18 protein-coding genes are annotated in these 18,617 nt (G+C 67.7%); 11 read left to right on the top strand and 7 right to left on the bottom strand.

From position 1 onward, the window contains the following. The first annotated feature begins 14 nt into the window (after nucleotides 1–14). Genes NCW75_05935 through NCW75_05915 form a run of 5 tightly spaced genes read left to right on the top strand, consistent with a single transcriptional unit; the run spans nucleotide 15 to nucleotide 2,967 of the window. Complete coding sequence (locus NCW75_05935; protein ID UYV13823.1) at nucleotides 15–446, top strand: Na+/H+ antiporter subunit E; 432 nt, start codon at nucleotides 15–17, stop codon at nucleotides 444–446. After that, nucleotides 443–778 carry a monovalent cation/H+ antiporter complex subunit F gene (locus tag NCW75_05930; GenBank protein ID UYV13822.1) on the top strand — a complete coding sequence of 112 codons (336 nt, stop codon included), beginning with the start codon at nucleotides 443–445 and terminating at the stop codon, nucleotides 776–778. Before NCW75_05935 ends, NCW75_05930 begins: the two co-directional genes overlap by 4 nt. Next, nucleotides 775–1,302 (top strand): monovalent cation/H(+) antiporter subunit G, encoded by a 528-nt coding sequence (mnhG, locus tag NCW75_05925; protein UYV13821.1) that lies wholly within the window; start codon nucleotides 775–777, stop codon nucleotides 1,300–1,302. Before NCW75_05930 ends, mnhG begins: the two co-directional genes overlap by 4 nt. Before the next feature lie 37 nt (nucleotides 1,303–1,339). Continuing rightward, on the top strand, nucleotides 1,340–1,882 hold the full coding sequence (gene purE / locus NCW75_05920; protein UYV13820.1) for a 5-(carboxyamino)imidazole ribonucleotide mutase: 543 nt from the start codon (nucleotides 1,340–1,342) through the stop codon (nucleotides 1,880–1,882). Continuing rightward, nucleotides 1,879–2,967: a 5-(carboxyamino)imidazole ribonucleotide synthase gene (locus NCW75_05915; GenBank protein UYV13819.1), complete on the top strand. Its 1,089-nt coding sequence runs from the start codon at nucleotides 1,879–1,881 to the stop codon at nucleotides 2,965–2,967. The genes purE and NCW75_05915 overlap by 4 nt, the downstream gene beginning before the upstream one ends. Here NCW75_05915 and NCW75_05910 read toward each other — a convergent pair. Next, nucleotides 2,964–3,470: a 4'-phosphopantetheinyl transferase superfamily protein gene (locus NCW75_05910; GenBank protein UYV13818.1), complete on the bottom strand. Its 507-nt coding sequence runs from the start codon at nucleotides 3,468–3,470 to the stop codon at nucleotides 2,964–2,966. The genes NCW75_05915 and NCW75_05910 overlap by 4 nt on opposite strands. 80 nt (nucleotides 3,471–3,550) lie before the next feature. After that, on the bottom strand, nucleotides 3,551–4,585 hold the full coding sequence (locus NCW75_05905; protein UYV13817.1) for a type II secretion system GspH family protein: 1,035 nt from the start codon (nucleotides 4,583–4,585) through the stop codon (nucleotides 3,551–3,553). 154 nt (nucleotides 4,586–4,739) lie between these two features. Here NCW75_05905 and NCW75_05900 point away from each other — a divergent pair, with 154 nt between their 5' ends. The 4 genes from NCW75_05900 (at nucleotide 4,740) to NCW75_05885 (ending at nucleotide 12,063) form a co-directional block, all read left to right on the top strand. Further along, complete coding sequence (locus NCW75_05900; protein UYV13816.1) at nucleotides 4,740–5,741, top strand: efflux RND transporter periplasmic adaptor subunit; 1,002 nt, start codon at nucleotides 4,740–4,742, stop codon at nucleotides 5,739–5,741. A gap of 96 nt (nucleotides 5,742–5,837) precedes the next feature. Further along, nucleotides 5,838–7,832 (top strand): efflux RND transporter periplasmic adaptor subunit, encoded by a 1,995-nt coding sequence (locus tag NCW75_05895; GenBank protein UYV13815.1) that lies wholly within the window; start codon nucleotides 5,838–5,840, stop codon nucleotides 7,830–7,832. A 13-nt stretch (nucleotides 7,833–7,845) separates the two neighbouring features. Beyond that, a complete protein-coding gene (locus NCW75_05890; protein ID UYV13814.1) occupies nucleotides 7,846–10,026 on the top strand; it encodes an HlyD family efflux transporter periplasmic adaptor subunit in 2,181 nt (726 codons plus the stop codon). A 3-nt stretch (nucleotides 10,027–10,029) separates the two neighbouring features. Then, entirely contained in the window at nucleotides 10,030–12,063 is a 2,034-nt protein-coding gene (locus tag NCW75_05885) for a hypothetical protein (protein UYV13813.1), read from the top strand. Here the strand turns inward: NCW75_05885 and NCW75_05880 are convergent, their stop codons facing one another. Both NCW75_05880 and NCW75_05875 read right to left on the bottom strand, forming a co-directional pair. After that, the gene (locus NCW75_05880; protein ID UYV13812.1) at nucleotides 12,064–13,953 is read right to left on the bottom strand and encodes a hypothetical protein; all 1,890 of its coding nucleotides are present in this window, start codon (nucleotides 13,951–13,953) and stop codon (nucleotides 12,064–12,066) included. Nucleotides 13,954–14,036: 83 nt separating this feature from the next. Next, nucleotides 14,037–14,654 (bottom strand): hypothetical protein, encoded by a 618-nt coding sequence (locus NCW75_05875; GenBank protein UYV13811.1) that lies wholly within the window; start codon nucleotides 14,652–14,654, stop codon nucleotides 14,037–14,039. A 333-nt stretch (nucleotides 14,655–14,987) separates the two neighbouring features. Between NCW75_05875 and NCW75_05870 the strand changes: the two genes are divergently transcribed. Further along, nucleotides 14,988–15,653: a hypothetical protein gene (locus NCW75_05870; protein UYV13810.1), complete on the top strand. Its 666-nt coding sequence runs from the start codon at nucleotides 14,988–14,990 to the stop codon at nucleotides 15,651–15,653. On the opposite strand, the gene NCW75_05865 is transcribed toward NCW75_05870, so the two are convergent. The 3 genes from NCW75_05865 to NCW75_05855 form a co-directional block, all read right to left on the bottom strand. After that, the gene (locus NCW75_05865) at nucleotides 15,650–16,246 is read right to left on the bottom strand and encodes a hypothetical protein (GenBank protein UYV13809.1); all 597 of its coding nucleotides are present in this window, start codon (nucleotides 16,244–16,246) and stop codon (nucleotides 15,650–15,652) included. The two genes, NCW75_05870 and NCW75_05865, sit on opposite strands and share 4 nt — an antisense overlap. A gap of 12 nt (nucleotides 16,247–16,258) precedes the next feature. Next, entirely contained in the window at nucleotides 16,259–16,864 is a 606-nt protein-coding gene (locus tag NCW75_05860; protein ID UYV13808.1) for a hypothetical protein, read from the bottom strand. A 76-nt stretch (nucleotides 16,865–16,940) separates the two neighbouring features. Then, complete coding sequence (locus NCW75_05855) at nucleotides 16,941–17,552, bottom strand: hypothetical protein (GenBank protein UYV13807.1); 612 nt, start codon at nucleotides 17,550–17,552, stop codon at nucleotides 16,941–16,943. A 54-nt stretch (nucleotides 17,553–17,606) separates the two neighbouring features. Between NCW75_05855 and tilS the strand changes: the two genes are divergently transcribed. Continuing rightward, on the top strand, nucleotides 17,607–18,608 hold the full coding sequence (gene tilS / locus NCW75_05850) for a tRNA lysidine(34) synthetase TilS (protein UYV13806.1): 1,002 nt from the start codon (nucleotides 17,607–17,609) through the stop codon (nucleotides 18,606–18,608). The last annotated feature ends 9 nt before the right edge of the window (nucleotides 18,609–18,617 follow it).

The following is an 18,617-nucleotide window of genomic DNA, read 5'->3' as shown; positions in this document are numbered from 1 at the left end:
CGCTCGTGTGGGCCATGGCCATCGGGCCATTCTCGCCGGCCAATTTCTTTGTAGGCTTCGTCATCGCGTTCGTGACGCTGCGGCTGTGCATCCCCAGAGAGATGCGCGGGTCGTACTACCACAAGGTCGGCCGCACCGCGTACTTCTGCTTCTATGTGGTTGTCGAACTGGTCATCGCCAATATCAAGATGGCCTACTACACCCTCAGCCCGCTGCGCAAGCTCAAGCCGGGTGTGCTGGCGGTCCCGCTGGTCGAAGATCTGACCGACACCGAGCTCACCATCCTGGCCAACCTCATCACGCTCACGCCCGGCACGCTGAGCCTCGACGTCTCGGCCGACCGCTCGATCCTGTTCATCCACTTCATGCACGTGACCGACCCCGACGAGATGCGGCGCGAGATCAAGGACGGCTTCGAGCGTCGCCTGCTGGAGGTGACGCGATGAACGCCGTGCTCCACGCCCTCCCGCTGGCCCAGACCATCGCCCCCGCGCTGAACGAAGGGCCCGACTTCATCGAGGGCGTTGTCCTCATCGTGCTGGGCATGATCGCGCTGGCCATGATCGGCTGCCTCGTCCGGCTGCTCATCGGTCCCACATTGCCCGACCGCGTCGTTGCCCTCGACCTGATGGGCATGTTTGCGGTCGCCGTGATCGCCATCTTCGCGATCCTCATCGGCAAGCCCGTGTTGCTCAGCGTGTGCCTGATCATGGGACTCATCCTGTTCCTGGGCACCGCCGCCTTCGCGCTGTACCTCGAGCGGAGGGCCCGGCCTTGAACGAGTTCGCCGCACAAGCCGTTGCCTGGCTCAATTACGCCCTCACCGTCGCCCTTGTGCTGACAGGCGGGTTCTTCTGCGTGCTGGCCGCCGTCGGGCTGCTTCGCATGCCCGATGTGTATTGCCGCATGCAGGCGGCCACCAAGGCGGGCACGCTCGGCGTGGGGTGCATGGTGCTGGCCGTTGCCACCCACTTTGCGAGCCTCCATGTCGTGCTCGAGTCGGTGCTGGTCATCGGCATGCTGTTCATTACCGCCCCCATTGCCAGCCACCTCATCGCCAGGGCCGCGTATTTTGTGGGCAGCCCGCTCTGGGACGGCACAGCCCACGACGAGATGCGCGGCTGCTACGACGCCGATTCCCACGTGCTCCATCACTGCCCGCTGGGGGCACCCAGCGGGAACGGCGACCCACGCCCGTCGATGCTCGCCGGCCGCACCTCGCGCGAGGTCATGGCCGACGAGGACGACGAGGACACCAGCCGGCCGGCGAAACGCCCCCAGTCACGATCCCAGGCCAGCTAAACCACGCCATCGAAGCCGCGACACCCTACCCTGCCCGATGCCAGACCCAGGCACCAACCGCCACCCGAAGTCCCCGCCCGGCCCGCCACTAGTTGGCGTCATCATGGGCTCGACGAGCGACTGGGACACCATGGCCCACGCCTCGGCCGCACTGACCGACCTGGGGGTGCCCCACGAGTGCAAGGTGGTCTCGGCCCATCGCACGCCAGACCTGCTCTTCGAGTATGCCGCGGCCGCCAGGGATCGTGGGATCCGCGTCATCATCGCGGGGGCCGGTGGTGCCGCCCACCTGCCCGGCATGTGCGCCAGCAAGACACCACTGCCGGTGTTGGGCGTGCCGGTACAGAGCAAAGCACTCAGCGGCATCGACTCGCTGCTCTCGATCGCCCAGATGCCCGCCGGTGTGCCGGTCGGCACGCTTGCTATCGGCGTCGCCGGCGCGCGCAACGCCGGCCTTCTCGCCGCCCAGATCGTCGCGCTCTCGGATCCCCAGGTCGCTGAATCGCTCGAACGCTTCCGCGAGAACCAGACCCAGACCGTGCTCGACGCGACCCTGCCCCAGGCCGAGGACGGCGCGTGAGGCTGGGGGTTCTCGGCGGCGGGCAACTCGCGCGAATGCTGGCCCTGGCCGCCGCACCGCTGGGCGTGCGCGTTCGTGCGTACGACCCGAGCCCCGACGCCTGCGCGGGCGACGTGTGCGAATTGGTGGTTGGCCGCTATGACGATCACGCCACGCTGCGCGAATTCGCCGATGGCCTCGACACCATGACCTACGAGTTCGAGAATGTGCCCACCGGCGCCGCGGACCTGCTTGCCTCACTCGCTCCGGTCCGTCCCGGCACCGAGAGCCTCCGCCTCTCGCAAGATCGCGTGCTCGAAAAGCGGGCCCTGACCGACGCCGGTTTCGAGGTCGCACCCTGGCGACAGATCGACACCGAAGACGATCTCCATGGCTCCATCCTCGCCATCGGGGCCCCCGCAATCCTCAAGACCCGCCGAGGCGGCTATGACGGCAAGGGCCAGGCCATCATCGCCGAGAACGCCGACGCAGCGCGCGCCTGGGCCTCGATCGAAGGCCGGCCGGCCATCCTTGAATCCATGCTGAAGTTCAACCGGGAACTCTCACTCGTCGCCGCTCGCGGCTTGGACGGCTCGATGGCCTTCTACCCACTGGTCGAGAACGAGCACCGCCAGGGCATCCTCCGTGTCACGATCGCCCCCGCCCCCGGCGTCGACGCCGGCCTGCAACGCCAGGCCGAAGCGATGGCCGAGCGACTCATGTCGAGCCTCGACCATGTTGGCATGCTCACCATCGAGTTCTTCGAGATCCAGGGCCAACTGATTGCCAACGAGTTCGCCCCGCGCGTCCATAACAGCGGCCACTGGACGATCGATGGCGCGCAAACCAGCCAGTTCGAAAACCACATTCGCGCCGTGCTGGGCATGCCCCTGGGCCCCACGACCGTGCGTACGCCGACGGTTATGTTGAATTGCGTGGGCGCGATGCCCGACCCAGCCGGACTCCTCGCCGAACCCTCGGCCAAGTTGCACGACTACCGCAAGCCCGCCCGCCCAGGCCGCAAGGTTGGCCACGTCAACCTGCTGGGCCTCGACCCGACCCACGCCCACGACGCCGCTAAGCGGCTTGGCATCGATCTGGGCTAGTGCCGCAGCGCGATCGACCACCCGCGCAAACCGGGTTCATCGGAGCGAGTTTCGGTGATGCCAACCATGCCGCGTGCGTCCGGCCCAGGTTGCCCGAGCACGAGCGATGCCACACAACCTTCCACGCATGGGCACCCGATCCAGAGCCGCTCACGCTCGCGCACCCATTCACCAGTTTCGGGTGGGTTTTTCGGCGTCTTGAGCGTGCGCACGTCGTCTGGCAACCCGGTGCCCAACGCCTTGGCGATCGCCTCCTTGCGAGTCCACAACGCCAGCAATCCTTGGGCGTCACCGGGCGATGACTCGCCGACCAGCGACGCCATGTCGGCAAGTTCATGCCAAGGCCTGAGCCGCTCGACATCGATACCGATCGCCGCGCACCGGGCCACCGCGCACATCGCCACGTCATCGGTTCGTGACAATGAAATTGCCAAGCCCTCGGCAACCGGTGCCCGGCCGGGCCGGTTCTCGACGTGGACCTCTTGCCCTGCGTAATCGGCCACGGCGCGTCTGAGCAGCCCACGCGCCAACTCTGGCGAGCGTCGCTGCCCCGTTGCCCGCAGCGACCAGACCGAGATGGGGCCTAATCGATCCAGAACTGGGTCTCGATCGTGCCGTTCTCGCCGGGCACGACCTTCGAGATCGGACGGAGATAGTTGTTCTTCTGGTCAAGAGCGCCCTTTCCGCCGGGCTTGCCGGTGGCCTTCAGCGATCCCCGGCCGTCGCTTCCGGCGACGAGCGCGATGTTCTCGTCGATGACCGTGCGATCGTGGTCATTCTCGGAGTGGAACACATTGTCGGGGTGCCTGCGGTTCAACTGGTCCTCGAGGCCGGGGAACACCCAGGTCAGGTGCATGGGATCAGGCCGATCCAGGAATTCGACGTGCTGATCGTTGAAGGCGATGTTGCCCTCCCACGTCTCGGGCGCGCCGTGGATTCGCAGCGTCGTCGACCCGTCGCCGAAGGAGCTGCCCGCCAGCGGCGTCCAGACGCCGCGGTCGAGCGTGTAGGCCGGGCCGCGGTTGCCCCAGCAGACTTCGGCCGACGAGAACGTGTTGCTCCACACCGCCTCGCGGGCACCGTGATAGGCCATCTGCGCATACGAGTTGTGGCTCGCGTCGCCCACGGCACCGGGCACCTTGCCGCCCCATTCGTCGAGCGGTGTGCCGCGGAAGGCGGGATCCCAGAAGGCGTCGCGCGGCCTCATCGCCGACTGTGGCGCGGCAGAGTTGAAATTCGCCATGACCTCGACGTTGCCCACTTCGTTGGGGCTCACCGCTAATTCGGGCGGCAAGAACCCGTTCCAAATCAGCAGGCAAAGCGTGTTACCGGTGGTGTCGAGACGCAGGTCACGGCCGACGAGGCCATCCGGCCTAGCGATGGTCGAGCCGTTGAGATCGATGCGGCTCGGCATCGGATATCGCTCCCGATTGTTCTGCGCCCAGATCGCGCACGCCTGGGTGATGCCGCGAAGCTGCGTCGAGTCCTTCAACTCGCGGGCCTGATCGCGGGCCTGCCCCAACTGCGGCACGGCCGCCACGTAGCCGATCACAAGGCTTGCGATGATCGCGACGAGTTCGAGAATGGTGAATCCACGATTGGTGTGGTTCGGACGCATTGGAGTGTCCTCCTTTACACGCGCGGCCCCTTGACACGTGAGCCAGATCCGGCAGGAAAATGGTAGGGTTTCTACCACCGAGGCATGCTATCGGCTCCGATTTGGCATGAACAGGGGAACAAAGACCTACGCACGACCCGTATACTGGGTCACCATGGCCAATGCCAATCACAAAACCGCCCGCGTCCTCCTCCTGATCCTCGCCCTGCCCGCAATTGCCGGGGCGGCCCTGCTGCCCTCGGCGAACGCCCAGCAGGGCACCGAGCAGTCGCGAAGCTACGCCTACGAGCCCTCGTGGGCGGCCGAGTTCGGGGGCATCTACCACTTTACCCAGCCCAGCAAGGATGCCCTGATGGGTTTCAACCAGCCCAGCGAGGTCCGTGCGGTGCTGGTCGACGTGGGCGACCACGTCAAGAAGGGCGACGTGCTCGTGCGGGCCCGCGACGGCGATATCCAAGCCGCCTACCGCCTCCAGCAACGCCGGGCCAAGAACCGCTTCGAGATTCTGGCCGCAGAGAACCGTGTGAAACTCGCCCAGATCGAGTTCGACAACCAGAATTCGGCCCGAGAGCAGGGCGGCGGGAGCAGCCTGGAGTTCGAGCGTGCCAAGGCTTCCCTGGAGAACGCGAAGATCGAACGCGACACGGCCGAAGAACGATTCATCGAGCAGGGCATCGTGTTAGAGCGTCAGAAGGCCGAACTCGAGCGTTTCGCGGTGACCGCCCAGTTCGACGGCACCGTGGCGGCCATCGAGGTCACGCCGGGCCAAGCCATGCAAGACAGCGAGCCCGCCGTGCGTCTGGTGTCGATCGACCCCCTCCAGGTCCGGGTGCCTACGCCCACCAGCACCGTGCTGAGCACCGGGGTGGAGCGCGGCGACAAGGCGTGGGTGGCCGTCAGCGTGGCGGGCCAACCCAAGCTCTTCGAGGCTACCGTGACCGAGGTGAGCCCCGTGGCCGACTTTGGCTCGGACAAGGTCTGGGTGAAGGTCGAGATGGATAACCCCGACCGGCTGCTGTCGGGCCTGCCCGCGTGGGTCCGATTTACCGAGCCGACCGAGGCGTTCATGCGCATCCTTGCGGAGCATGACGAGCGGGCACCCAATAACGATGGGGAGCACGAGGGCGAGCCCGCCCTGGCCGCCGACGCCGGCTAACCAGCCCGGCGGCCCAACCAGAACGAATCGAGCGTGCCCGGCCGTCGCGAGCCGGCGGGCTACGCGATTGGCCCGTTGCCCCACACAGGAGCGACCGTGACGGATATCTCGAATCTGAGAACACCAGCGTGGAAGCGCATCGTCGAGGAACTCTCGGCCGAATCGCCCAACGCAACCACCTTCCTCGCCCGCCTGTGCGGCGTGCTCACACGCGTGGCCAACGCCCGGCAGGGCTCGGTGGTCATCGTTTCGGCCGCCGACGCCGAGGGGCAGGGCACCGAAGAGCCGTCCATTGCCTACGCCGTTACCGCTGGCGAACCGCAATCGGGCAAGGCCGGCGAGCCGAGGCGCATCGACCCAAGCCAGATCGAGCACGGCTCGTGGGTGCGCTCGGCTGCCGCCGAAGCAACGCGCGAGGGCGAGGCCCGGGTGTTCGCGCTCAGCGCGTCCGAAACGCCCATGTACGGGGCAGGCAGTGAGGGCGGGGCGGTCATCGCCGGCCCAATCGACCTGCCGCTGGGCGGCGGGCACAAGGCCGCCATCTGCCTGACCATCGAGCAACGCTCGCGCGAAGCAACCCAAACCACCATGGCGCTCGTCGAGGTGCTCTGCGGCTACGCCAAGCTGCATGCGGCACGGCAAGAAGCCAAGGGCGCGTGGCAGGCCTCGGCCGCACTCGACCTGGCCGGCCGGCTTATCGCGTCAATCAACGAGGCCAGCGGCTTCAAGGGCGCATGCCTCCAGCTTGTCAACGATCTAGCCCGCGCCGCCACGGCCGACCGCGCGGCCATCGGCTGGATCAAGGGACTCGGCGACTCGGGTGTCGTCCGCGTCCAGGCGCTCAGCGATACCGAGCACGTCGACCGCCGCCTGCACATGGTGCGCATGCTGCAAGCCGCGATGGAAGAGTGCTACGACCAGGCCCACGCGGTGGTCTATCCGATCCCGCAGGTTGCCAGCGGAAATCCCGAGAGTGATCTGGAGCCCGCGGTCGATCCCACGCTCTCGGGAGCCGTCACGCACGCCCACCGGCAGCTCGCGTCGTCGGACGCCCGCCTCAAGGTCGCCTCGCTGCCCATCCGGGCGGGTGAGCGCGTCGTCGGTGTGGTCACCATCGAGCTTTCCGAAGAAGACCAGCTTGAACCCGCCAAGCTCGAACTGCTCCAGGCCACGCTCGACCTCGTGGGTCCGGTCATCGAACTGCGCCGCAGCGACGATCGGCCGATCCCCCAGCGCGCCTGGCACAGCGTGCTCAAGAGCGGCACCTGGCTCGTTGGCCCGCGGCACACGGCGTGGAAGGTTGCCGCGCTCGTCGCGCTCGTAACGCTATTAATTGTCACGTTTGTCAAGATTCCCTACCGCATCGACGCGCAGGCCGAGTTGTCGGCCGTCCACGAGCGTGCGGTGGCGGCGCCCTTCGCGGGCATCATCGCCAGCGTGCCCGAGCGCATCAGGCCGGGCGTCCAGGTGGCCAAGGGCGACGTTCTCATGATGCTGGACACGACCGAACTCCGCGAGAGCCGCATCGACTCGCAAGCCTCGGTTTCCGCGGCCAGGCGAGAAGCCGACGAGGCCCGCAAGGAGGGCGACCTCAACGCCGCGGACCAGGCGCTCGGCCGGCTCGAGCAGGAACAAGCGCGCCTGCGGTACATCGACGTGCAGATCGAACGCGCCGTGATGGTCGCGCCCATTGATGGCACCATCGTCTCGGGCGACCCCAGGCGCATGATCGGCTCGGCCATCAACGTGGGTGAGCCGGTGTTCCGCATCGCCAACCTCGACGAGCTCGAAGTCATCGCCCGCGTTCCGGACAACGACATCGGCTACGTCTCGCCCGAGAGCATCGGCGGCTTCGCGACCCGAGCCCGACCCGGCGAGCGGTTCGAGTTCAACGCCACCAGCCTCGTGCCCTTGGGCCAGCCCGACGAGGGCAGCAACGTCTTCGAGCTCCGCGGCACGCTGACCAACCCGCCTGGCTGGCTGCGCCCGGGCATGGAGGGCATCGCGTACATCGACACGGGCGACAAGCGCATCATCTGGGTGCTCAGCCGGCGCCTGCTCGATACCGCCCGCCTGTGGCTGTGGTACTAGGGGGCCCGCGAACATGAGCGAACGCCCGACCTTCAGCCCGATGTGGAGCCGCGTGCGTGCGATGAAGCCGCGCCTGCGCTCGCACACGCAGATCACCCGCCAGCACTACCGCGGCCGGCGATGGCACGTGGTGCACGACCCGGCCAGCAACCAGTTCTACCGCCTCACGCCCATGGCCTACGAGTTCGTGTGCCTGCTCGACGGCAAGCGCACGGTCGAAGAAACCTGGCACCTGTGCCTGGAAACCCACGGCGACGCGGCGCCGACGCAGGTGGAGACGGTCGAGCTCATCAGCCAGCTCTACAACGCCAACCTGCTGAAGGCCGACGACACGCCCGAGACCGACCAGCTCCTGCGCCGCGGCCGCGAGCGCGTGAAGAAGAAGGCCATCGGCCAGGCCATGGGCATCATGTACTTCCGCATCCGGCTGTTCAATCCGGATTCGATCTTCACGGCCCTCGAGCCCATCGTGCGGCCGCTGCTCAACCGCTGGGGCTTCATCGCCTGGTGCGTGCTGCTGTTCAGCGCCCTGCTCGCCCTGGCGAGCGAGGCGGGTGCGCTGTTCGACTCGACCCGCTTCCAGGGCGCCATCGCCCCGGCCAACTGGCCCTGGCTCATGGTCGTGTTCGTGATTAGCAAGATCATCCACGAGAGCGGCCACGGCCTGGTGTGCAAGCGATTCGGCGGCCAAGTGCCCGAACTCGGCATCATGATGCTCGTCATGTTCCCGGCACCATTTGTCGACGCGTCGAGCACCTGGGCCTTCGCCAGCAAGTGGCAGCGGATGTCCGTCGGCGCGGCGGGCATGATCTTCGAGCTGGCCGCGGCCTCCATCGCGGGGTTCGTGTGGCTGGCCACCCTCGACACCGGCGGCGTGGTCAACCAGTTCGCCTACAGCGCGATGCTGACAGCCAGCATCAGCACGATCCTCTTCAACGCCAACCCGCTCATGCGTTTCGATGGCTACTACATCCTTAGCGACCTGCTCGAGGCCCCGAACCTCATGCAGCGGGCCCAGAACCTCATCAAGTACCAGTTTCAGAAGCACATGTACCGCATCAAGAACGCCAAGCCCCCCACCATCCAGCCCGGCGAGAAGCCCTGGCTCATCACCTATGGCTGGGCAGCCATGGCCTACCGCGTGTTCCTGTTCTTCTCGATCACGCTGTTCGTGATGGGCCAGATGTTCGGGCTGGGGCTCGTGCTGGCGATCTGGACCGCCGCGGTGTGGTTCATCATGCCCTTCGGCAAGTGGACGCACTGGCTGGCGACCAGCCCGCAGATCGCCGACAAGCGCTCTCGCGCCGTGCTCACGAGTATCCTGGCTGTTGGTGCCGCTGGATTGCTGCTGGGGGCCGTGCCGATGCCCGACCACCGGCGCGCCAGCGCGGTCGTCGAGAGCGAGCGGTTCACCGGCGTGTTCGCGGGTGCCGACGGATTCGTGGCCGACGTGCTCGTGAGCCCGGGCGAATACGTCACGGCAGATCAGACCATCGCCATCGCCGAGAATCCCGAGTTGCTCGCACAGTTGGCGCAGACCTCGGGACAATTCCGTGAGCTCGAGGCCCGGTTCAAGGCGGCCATGGCCCAGGGCGTGCCCATCGCCGATCTCATGACCGAGCGGCGGGCCGTGCTGCTCGAACGCCTGGCGTTCCTTGAGGAACGAGTCGCGTCACTGACGATGCGCGCGCCGCACGACGGGTTCATCTCGGACGATCCCCGCAAGCTCGCGGGGCAGTACGTCCAGTTGGGCCAGCCCATCTGCACCGTGGTGGCCAGCAACGACATCCGCGTGGTCGCCTCCATGGACCAGCGCCAGGCCGACTGGCTCCAGACCATGAATTTCGAGGACGATTTCTCGGCCGAGATCCGCCGGCACACCCAGCCTGGGGTCGCGTTCGATGTCACCGAGTTTGTCCGTCGCGACGCGGGCGATCGCTCGCTGCCCCATCCCGCCCTGGCTGATATCGGCGGCGGCCAGGTGCAGACGGATCGTCGGGAGGGACAATCGCCCCAGGCCATGCGTCCACGATTCATCGTCGAGATGGAAGCCAATTTCGATGGGGCGACGACCACGCTCCCACCCATGCCGGGCGAGCGCGTGGCCGTCCGCTTCTCGCTCCCCCCCCGTCCGCTGCTGGGCCAATGGGTCGATCGCCTCCGCCAGCTCGTGCAGGGGCGCATCGACATCTAACCCATGACCGCCACGCCCTCCATGCCAGCGCCCAATCCCGGCCAGGCCGTCAGCGAGCTGACGCGCTACGAGGTCATGTTCCAGGCCCTCCGCGCCCGCCAGCGCAAGCCCGAGCACTACACCGGGCTCGATACGCTCGCCGTCAAGGCGCGCGCCCGCGTCGATCGTTTACGCACCACGCGCACCAACTTGCTGGCCGAGGCCAAGCGCGTCGACGCCCTGCGCTCGGGCGTGGTTGACCTGAGCGAATCGCAGCTCGACGAGGCCGTGCGAACCGCGCGTGAAGCGTTCGTGCGCGGCCGGGTCGATCCCGATCAACTCCGCAGCGCCATGGCCCTCATGCGCGAAGTCGCCCGTCGCGAGACCGCCCAGGAGCCCTACGTCGTCCAGCTCGCCGGCGCGCTGGGGCTCTACCACGGCCGCGTCGTCGAGATGGCCACCGGCGAGGGCAAGACCCTCACCGGCTCCATCGCCGCCCCGCTCATCGCGTGGAGCCGCAAGCGGCTGCATGTGCTCACGGTCAACGACTACCTGGCCGACCGCGACGCCACCAGCCGCAAGCCCATCTACACCCGCTGCGGCCTGACCGTCGGCGCCATCACGCAGGAGCTCTCGCCGCAGGAACGCTCGGGTATCTACGCCCGGCACATCGTGTACGGCACGCCTAAGCAGATCACCGCAGACTGGCTGCGAGACCAGCTCCGCATCGGCAAGCTCAAGACGCCGTGGACCGGCCGCCAGGCCCTGGCGCGCATGGGCAACCGCCCCGAGGCCGCCGGGCTCGCTCCGCTCGTGCCCGGGCTGCACGCCGCCTTGGTCGACGAGGCCGACGCCGTGCTTATCGACGAGGGCGTTGTCCCGCTCATCATCGCCCAAGCGCGCAAGGAGGACGAGATGGGCCCGGTCTACGCAACCGCCGCCAAGCTCGCCAACCGCCTGGACGAGGGCCCCGATTACACCGTCGAGCACGTCCGCCGCCGGGCGGAGCTCAAGCGTCGCGGTCGCGAACGACTCAAGGACCTCTTCGCCGAAGAAGAAGCCGCCATCTGGAAGGCGCCGCGCCGCGCCGAAGAACTCATCAAGCAAGCCCTTGCCGCTCGGCATTGCTACTTGCGAGGGCACCACTACCAGATCGTCGACGGCCGCGTGGTCATCGTTGATGAGTACACCGGCCGCTACCTGGCCGACCGATCCTGGGAGCACGGGCTGCACCAAGCCGTCGAGGCCAAGGAAGGCGTCGAGGTCACCGCCGACCGCGAGACCCTCGCGCGGGTCAGCTTCCAGAGGTTTTTTAGAAGTTACAGGTTCCTCGCCGGCATGAGCGGCACGGCCATCGATGCCCGCGGCGAGATCGAGACCGTCTACTCGCGTCCGGTCGTCGTCATGCCAACCAACGAGCCGCTCATCCGCGAGCAGATGCCCACGCGCATCTTCCGCTCGGCCAGCGCCAAGTTCGCGGCAATCGTCGACTCGGTCGTCGCCCAGCACGCCCAGGGGCGGCCGGTGCTCGTGGGCACGCGCTCCATCGAGGTCAGCGAGAGGATTAGTGAGCGGCTCGAAGCCCGCGGCCTGCCCCACCAGGTCCTCAACGCCAACTTCGACGCCACCGAGGCCGAGCTGATCGCCGACGCCGGCCAGAGCGGCTCGATCACGGTGGCCACCAACATGGCCGGCCGCGGCACCGACATTATTCTGGACAAGGCCGCGCGCGAAGCCGGCGGCCTGCACGTCATCCTGACCGAATTGCATGCCTCGAAACGCATCGATCGCCAGTTCATCGGCCGCGCCGGCCGCCAGGGCGACCCCGGCAGCGCCCAGATCTTCGCCAGCCTCGAGGACGAGCTGGTCGACCACAACGCCCCACAGCTGGCCGCCTTCATCCGCCGCCGGACGGCCAGAGAAGAACTCACCAGCGACCGCCTGGCTCGCATCGCGATCACGCGGGCCCAGAAGAAGGCCGAGCACCGCGACCGCGTGAACCGCGGGCACGTGTTGAGGCAGGACGACTGGATCGAGAAGCACCTGCCTGGCGGCTGATCACGGGCAGCCGAGATCGAAGGCGTTCTGGTACGCCAGGAAGTCGAAGATGGTGAGTTCTCCGTCGCCGTCGAAGTCGGCGGCGGGGTCGCCGGCGTCGAAGAGGGAGCCGAATTCAAGGTAGTCGAAGATGGTCAGGTCGCCGTCGCCGTCGAGGTCGGCCGGGCATTGGCGACGACCATATAGAACATAGACCCGCCCGACGTAGCTCTTGCTGCCCACCCGAGACCGTGGGCTCCCAAGTATGAGATCCTGTACACCGTCCCCGTTGATATCGCCTCCGCCGGACACTGTTCGAGTGTCACGAGTCAAGCTCCCTGCGTCCATGAGGATCACACCGGTGCGCTGGGTGATGTCTTCTGGTCGCAGTTCCGTTGGAAATGGATCAGCCCCGCTCCCGCCACGACCAAAGATGACGACGGACGTCCACTCTCTCGGGCAGGAAATGAGTACGTCGTCGTAACCATCGCCATTCACATCGCCAAGTGAACTCAAGCTCGAACCACAGTTTCCACGCTCTAGACCGCCGAACCGAAAACCATCGCCCGGAGCCAGCGTCTTCAGATCCCATTCGTCGGGAAACGGCGAAGGCCCGCCAAGGGTTTCGCGACCAAAAAGGACATGCGCCTCACCGTCCTGTCCACCAAATCCGCCCGGCGAGCCAGTAGCCAAATCGCCGACTCCGTCACCGTTGACATCACCCGCTGCGGCTACCGCCCAGCCAAGGTTCGCCCGAAACGTGCCGGTGTGCATCTCGAACCCCACGTCGCCGCGGACCGCATCGAGCAGGGAGGTAGTGATCGAATCATGGCCAAAGAGCACATAGGCCCGTCCCGATTCGACCGTGTAGCACGAACCGGGCATCGGGCACGTGAGTTCTGAGAGTTCACCCGGCGCGCCCACGAGCAGATCATCGAATCCGTCGCCATTCACGTCGCCTGCCGCCGAGACCGACCGACCCGCATCGTCGCGGGCCGAGCGGCCCAGGATCCTAAACCCATCGGATCCGTCGAGAGACTCCAGATCCATTGACACGGGGAAGGGCGCGGTCGACCCATCGCGGCCGAACACCACGCACGCCACTCCGGCATAGGGGCTGTCGTCGAGCACCGCCGCTGGCGCCCCGACCAGCAGGTCGTCGTACCCATCACCGTTAATGTCGCCCGCCCCGCTGACGCTCCAACCAGCCCCGCTCCCAAGTTCGTAGCCCGCGTACATCCCAACCCCGGGAACGTATGTGCTCCAGCCCGATAGCCGGAAGCCGTTGGAGCCGTCCAGATCAGCCAGATGCAACTCGGATGGGAACGCAGGGCTCACTGCCGTATCTCGGCCGAACACGACGTACGCGGCACCACTCCAGGGGCTTGTCACGCCGGTGAACTGATTCGCCCCGATGATTAAGTCGTCGAATCCGTCACCGTTGATGTCACCGACACCAGCCACACTGCGCGCAAACGCGCGATAGATCACGTCGCCAACTATGCGAAAACCAACGGCGGGATCGAGAGACCCCAGATCGATGAGCGCCGGCACGCCAGCACCGCTGGGACCAGATCGCCCAAAGATCACGTACACCGCGACACGAGCGACCCGATCAAGCGAGTACGCCGACACGACGACATCGTCGACGCCGTCGCCGTTCATGTCACCCGCCCTGCCGACAGCGATTCCGACATGTTCCGACTCGTGAGTTCCTTCGAGCACGAACCCCAGCGACCCATCCCCACCCTCGCTCGGCAGCAGGCTCGACAACTCGAACACATCCGGGAACGGCTCGGCCAGCGGATCCCCACCCCCCTGGGCAAGCACCCGGCCCGCGGCTAGGGCGAACCCAGCAGCGACGAGGAGTGCCGTGGCGGGGCGGGGCTTTCCGGCAGTCTGGGTCGGCATCTCGGGCTCCTTCTTGGGACAGATTACCACGAACACCCGCCGATGCAAGCCGATCCGCGGAGGGTGCTGCGTCAGGCGAACGCTCAGCGTCGCCGCCGCACCGCCAGCAGGCCCAGCAGCACGAGCGCACTCGCCGGTGCGGGCGTGACGGTGATGCGGCCCGAGCCCTCGGTCAGGCCGTCCAGGCGGCTCTCGCTGGCCGCCATGTCGCGGTCGATGTACACGTCGAACCGGCTGGTGACCGTCGAGAGGTTGAGCACCATGGGGCCGGCCCCAACGGGCACCGAGTAGGTGGCCTCCCAGAAGGCGATCGGGTTGGTCGGGTCGGCGAAGATACCCGCGGGCGGGAAGTTGAGTTGGCCCGCGAGGATGCCGTCCACGCCGGTGGCCGACGACGATCCCGCGCTCGTTCCGGGCCCGTCCATCGGCGAGACCAGCCGGAAGTCCGACCAGCCCGCTCCGCCCTGATCGCTGATCAGGCGCGTGGCGACGCCGGCGATCGCGTAGTCGCTCGCGTCGTCGAACTGGGCGAACAGGCGGACGGCGGTCGACCCGCCCACGGTCGCGATGTCGGGGTTCTCGATGTCGATGATGATCCGCGGATCGGTCTGCCCGAGGGCGGTGGCGGCGGCCATGGCGACCGCGGCGGCGGCGAGGATCGCGGTGGCACGGCGCTCACGGTCGGGGCGGGGTGTCGGCATGGCGTGCTCCTTATAGGAACAAGATACCGCGAATCCCCACCGATGCAAGGCGGTCGGCGCACACCGGCCACCACGGGGCGGGCGAGAACCGCCGGGCGGGGGACCCCGGCGGATCCCGTTCGCATCATGATCGGGATTTCGGCTCTGGGAGGCCGCTACGGCGGATGGGTGCCCGGCCAGCACGCGAGTTTGGATGGCCAATATCCGATGTTGACCGGTCAACACGCGAGTTTGCCTGGCCACTATTCGATGCTGGCCGGCCAACACGCGAGTTGGCCTGGCCCCCACGCGATCCGGACCGGGCACCACGGAGTGCGCTCCGGTGCGCGGGGCGTGGGCCGGGGCCACAACGCATGGCACCACGTCCGGACATGCGCGGGCGGCGGCCGATCATCGGCGGCGACGCGTGGCGGCCAGCCCCAGCGCGAGCACGGCGGCGCTGGCGGGAGCGGGAACGACGAGGATAGTGGCCGAGCCCTCGACCAGGATGTCCATGCGCGACTCGCTGGTCGACGACTCGCGGTCGATGTACACGTCGAAGCGGCTGGTCTCGGTCAGCAGGTCGACGCGGTAGCCCCCGCCGGCGTCGATCGGGGCCGTGAACGTCGCCTCGAAGAAGGGGGCTGGGTTGACCGGGTCGGCATAGATGCCCGCGGGCGGGAAGTTGAGCTGCCCGGCGATGATGCCGCCGATGCGGTCGGCTTCGAGCGTGGGCGGGAACTCGGGCCCGTCGAAGGGCGGCAGCAGCCGCAGGCGGCTTCACGAGTCGCGCGGCTCGCCGGCAAGGCCATCGAAGCGCAGGCTTGTGGCCACGCCCGCGAGGGCGTAGTCGGCCGGGTCGAAGCCGGCCACGAGGCGCACGCTTTGCTCTGGCCGGGCATCAGCACGGGCTGGTCGACCTCGATGGTGAGGCCGACGACCTGGGCGCAGGCGGTGCCGGCCAGGCACAACACGGCAGACGATCCGGACGCGTTCAGCATCGCGTTTTCCTTCATCTAGCGACGCCGACAGAGTGCCGCGCCAAGGCCCCCGAGCAGCACCAGCGCGCTCGCGGGCGCCGGGATGACCCAGATCTGGCCGCGCCCCTCGACCAGGCCGTCCAGGCGCGACTCGCTGAGGCTCGAACGGCGATCGGTGTACACGTCGAAGCGGCTGGTGCTGGTCGACAGATCGACTACGTAGCCGCCCGGCTGGTCGGCCGGCGCGGTGAACGTGGCCGACCAGAACGCGATGGGGTTGGTGGAATCGGCGTAGATGCCCGCCGGTGGGAAGTTGAGCTGGCCGGCGATAATGCCAGAGACCCCGCCCATGCCGCTGGGCGCGCCCGCGGCCGTGCCGGGCCCGTCCATCGGGGCGATGAGGGCCATGTCGCTCCAGGCACCCGTGAGGTCCCTGGGAGCGCTGGCCAGGACGTCAGTCAGCACGCCGGCGATGGCGTAGTCGGCCGGATCGAAGCCGGCCGAGAGGAAGACCATCGTGCTGTCGCCCGGGCTCAGCGGGCCGGGATCGATGACGTCGAAGTTCAGGCTGGCGGTCTGGGCACCCGCGGCGGTGGCCGTGGCGAGCGAAACGAGCGTGATGGCCTTGAGCATCGTGGAATCCTCCTAATTGCGAGTGCGGCGTCGCCCGAACGGTGCAAGCCCGAGTCCAAGCACGAGGGCACCCGCCGGCGCGGGCACCAGGAACAGCGACGCCTCACCCTCGACCACTAGGTCGAGCCGCGACTCGCTGAGGGACGAGTCGCGGCTGGGGTACATGTCCAGGCGGCTGGTGTCGGTTGTCAGGTCCACGCGGAAGCCACCGCTATCCAACGGAGCGGTAAAGGTGGCCTGCCAGAACGCGATGGGGTTGCTCGGGTCGCTGTAGATGCCCGCGGGCGGGAAATTGAGCTGGCCGGCCAGGATGCCCGTGAAGCTGCCCAGGCCGTCGGGTAAGCCCGCGGTGGTGCCCGGGCCGGACATGGGGGCCACCAGTTGCCAGTCACTCCAGGCACCCGAGATGTCGCTTCCCGGGAGCGTATCGGCCAGCAAGTCGGTGGCCACGCCCGCAACGGCGTAGTCGGCCGTGGTGAAGGCTACCTCGAGCATCACCGTCGTGCTGTCGCCCGGGGCGAGGACCGGCTCGTCGACCAGGATGTTGATGTCCACGGTCTGGGCAGTGGCGAGTCCGGCGGCAGATACGATAGCGGCGATCGCGAATGTTCGGGCCATGTCTTGTCTCCTGGTAAACAATCTCACTCCATGGAGCACAGAATACCAGAAACCGCCATCAATTCCAAACCAATCTTCATTGACGTAGCGCCAGGATCAGCTCGATCGTCCCCACCTGCTGATCCAACCGGCGGGCGATGTCCAGCGGCGTCCGGCCGCCGTCGGCCAGTTCGTACACCTCCTGGTGGAGCGGATCGTGGCCGTTGGCCGGCGTTGTGGGGGCGTCCTGATCGTCCGTCCACGGATCGCCCGCCCCGTTCTGGCTGAGCTGCATGGTCGGGGTCGGCCGATCCGACGCGGCGACACTGCCCGACACCGCCCCCGCCGCCAATCGGGCTTCGAGCTTCTCGATCCGCTCGTCGGCCTGGTCCAGCAACGCCTCGAGCCTCGCGGCCCGGGTCTCCAGCCGGGACGCAAGGTCTCGCACGATCTCCCCCACCTCGGCGGCCCGCTCCATATCGGCCTGGCGATCGACCAGCGTCTCTCGCATCTCGGCGACCGGTTCCTCGTCGGGTGAGCGTCGCTGCCGCCGCCATTGCAGCCGCATCATGACCCAGGTCAGCAGCACGATGGCCGCGGCGATGAGCACCCACGAGGCGGTCTGCTGGGCGGCGCTGCGGCCGCCGGTTCCCGCATCGGCGTCCGAGGGGGGCTCGGTCTGGGCAAGGATGATCGCGGCATACTCCATCGGGCAACAGTAGTGTCGGTCCGGCTGGTTCGGAACCATTCGATATCATCATCCGTGTCCGGAGATTGCGCAACAGCCCAACGCCGCATCGTCCGATCGTGGCGAGCCCTCACCGGTGGCTCGGCCGTGCGCGACGATGCCCGCCCCACGCTGCTGGCGGTCTCGGGTGGTGCCGACTCATCGGCGCTCGCGATCGCGCTCGCGGATAAGCCCGGCGTCGAGGCCATCGGCCACGTCGTCCACGACCTGCGGCCGCCCGAGCAAGCAGAGGCGGATCGTGAGCTCGTCGAGCAACTCGGCCAGATGCTCTCGCTGCCGGTCCACGTCGAGCGCGTCCACGTGCCGAAGGGCAACGCCGAGGGCAACGCCCGAACTGTCCGATACGAAGCGCTCGCCGCAATGGCCCAAGCCACCGGATGCCGGTACGTCGCCACAGGGCACCACGCCGACGACGTGCTCGAAACGATGCTGGCCAATCTCATCCGCGGCGCTGGGCCACGAGGGCTGCGAGGCCCGGCCCCCCGACGCCAGCTGAGCGATGCGGTCACGCTCGTGCGCCCCATGCTGCACACAACACGCACCCAGGCCGAAGCGATCTGCCAGGCCCACGACTGGTCGTGGGCACGGGATGCGACCAACGCGGACCCGGGCACAACCGACTCGCCCCTCCGCGCCGCCCTCCGCGCCCGCGTGCTACCGGTCCTCGAGGATCTCCGACCCGGCGCAGCCACGCGTGCGGCGCGGGCAGCCGATGCTATCCGTGAGGCCTCTCGCGTCGTCGAGCAATCCACGGATGCTCAGTGGGCAACGGTGGTGGCCGTGCGCGGGAGCGGTCTGGAGTTCGATCGGGCCGCCCTCGCCGCGTGCCCGCACGCGGTTCGCGAGGGCCTGCTGCGTCGCGCCATCGCCTACTTCGGCCATGAGGGCCACGATCGCCTCTCGGCGATCACGGCTCGCTCGCTCGCGGGCTGGATGGTCGCCGGCCGGGGCTCACGAACGGCTGCGGGCCTGCGCTTCGAGCATACCCATGATGGCGTCGGCGTGTCGCGGGCCTGACGCGCCGAC

Source organism: Phycisphaera sp., assembly GCA_025916675.1.
GTDB lineage: Bacteria > Planctomycetota > Phycisphaerae > Phycisphaerales > UBA1924 > JAHCJI01.
The sequence above is the reverse complement of the archived record's forward strand: the minus strand, read 5'-3'. Positions and strand labels throughout refer to the sequence as shown.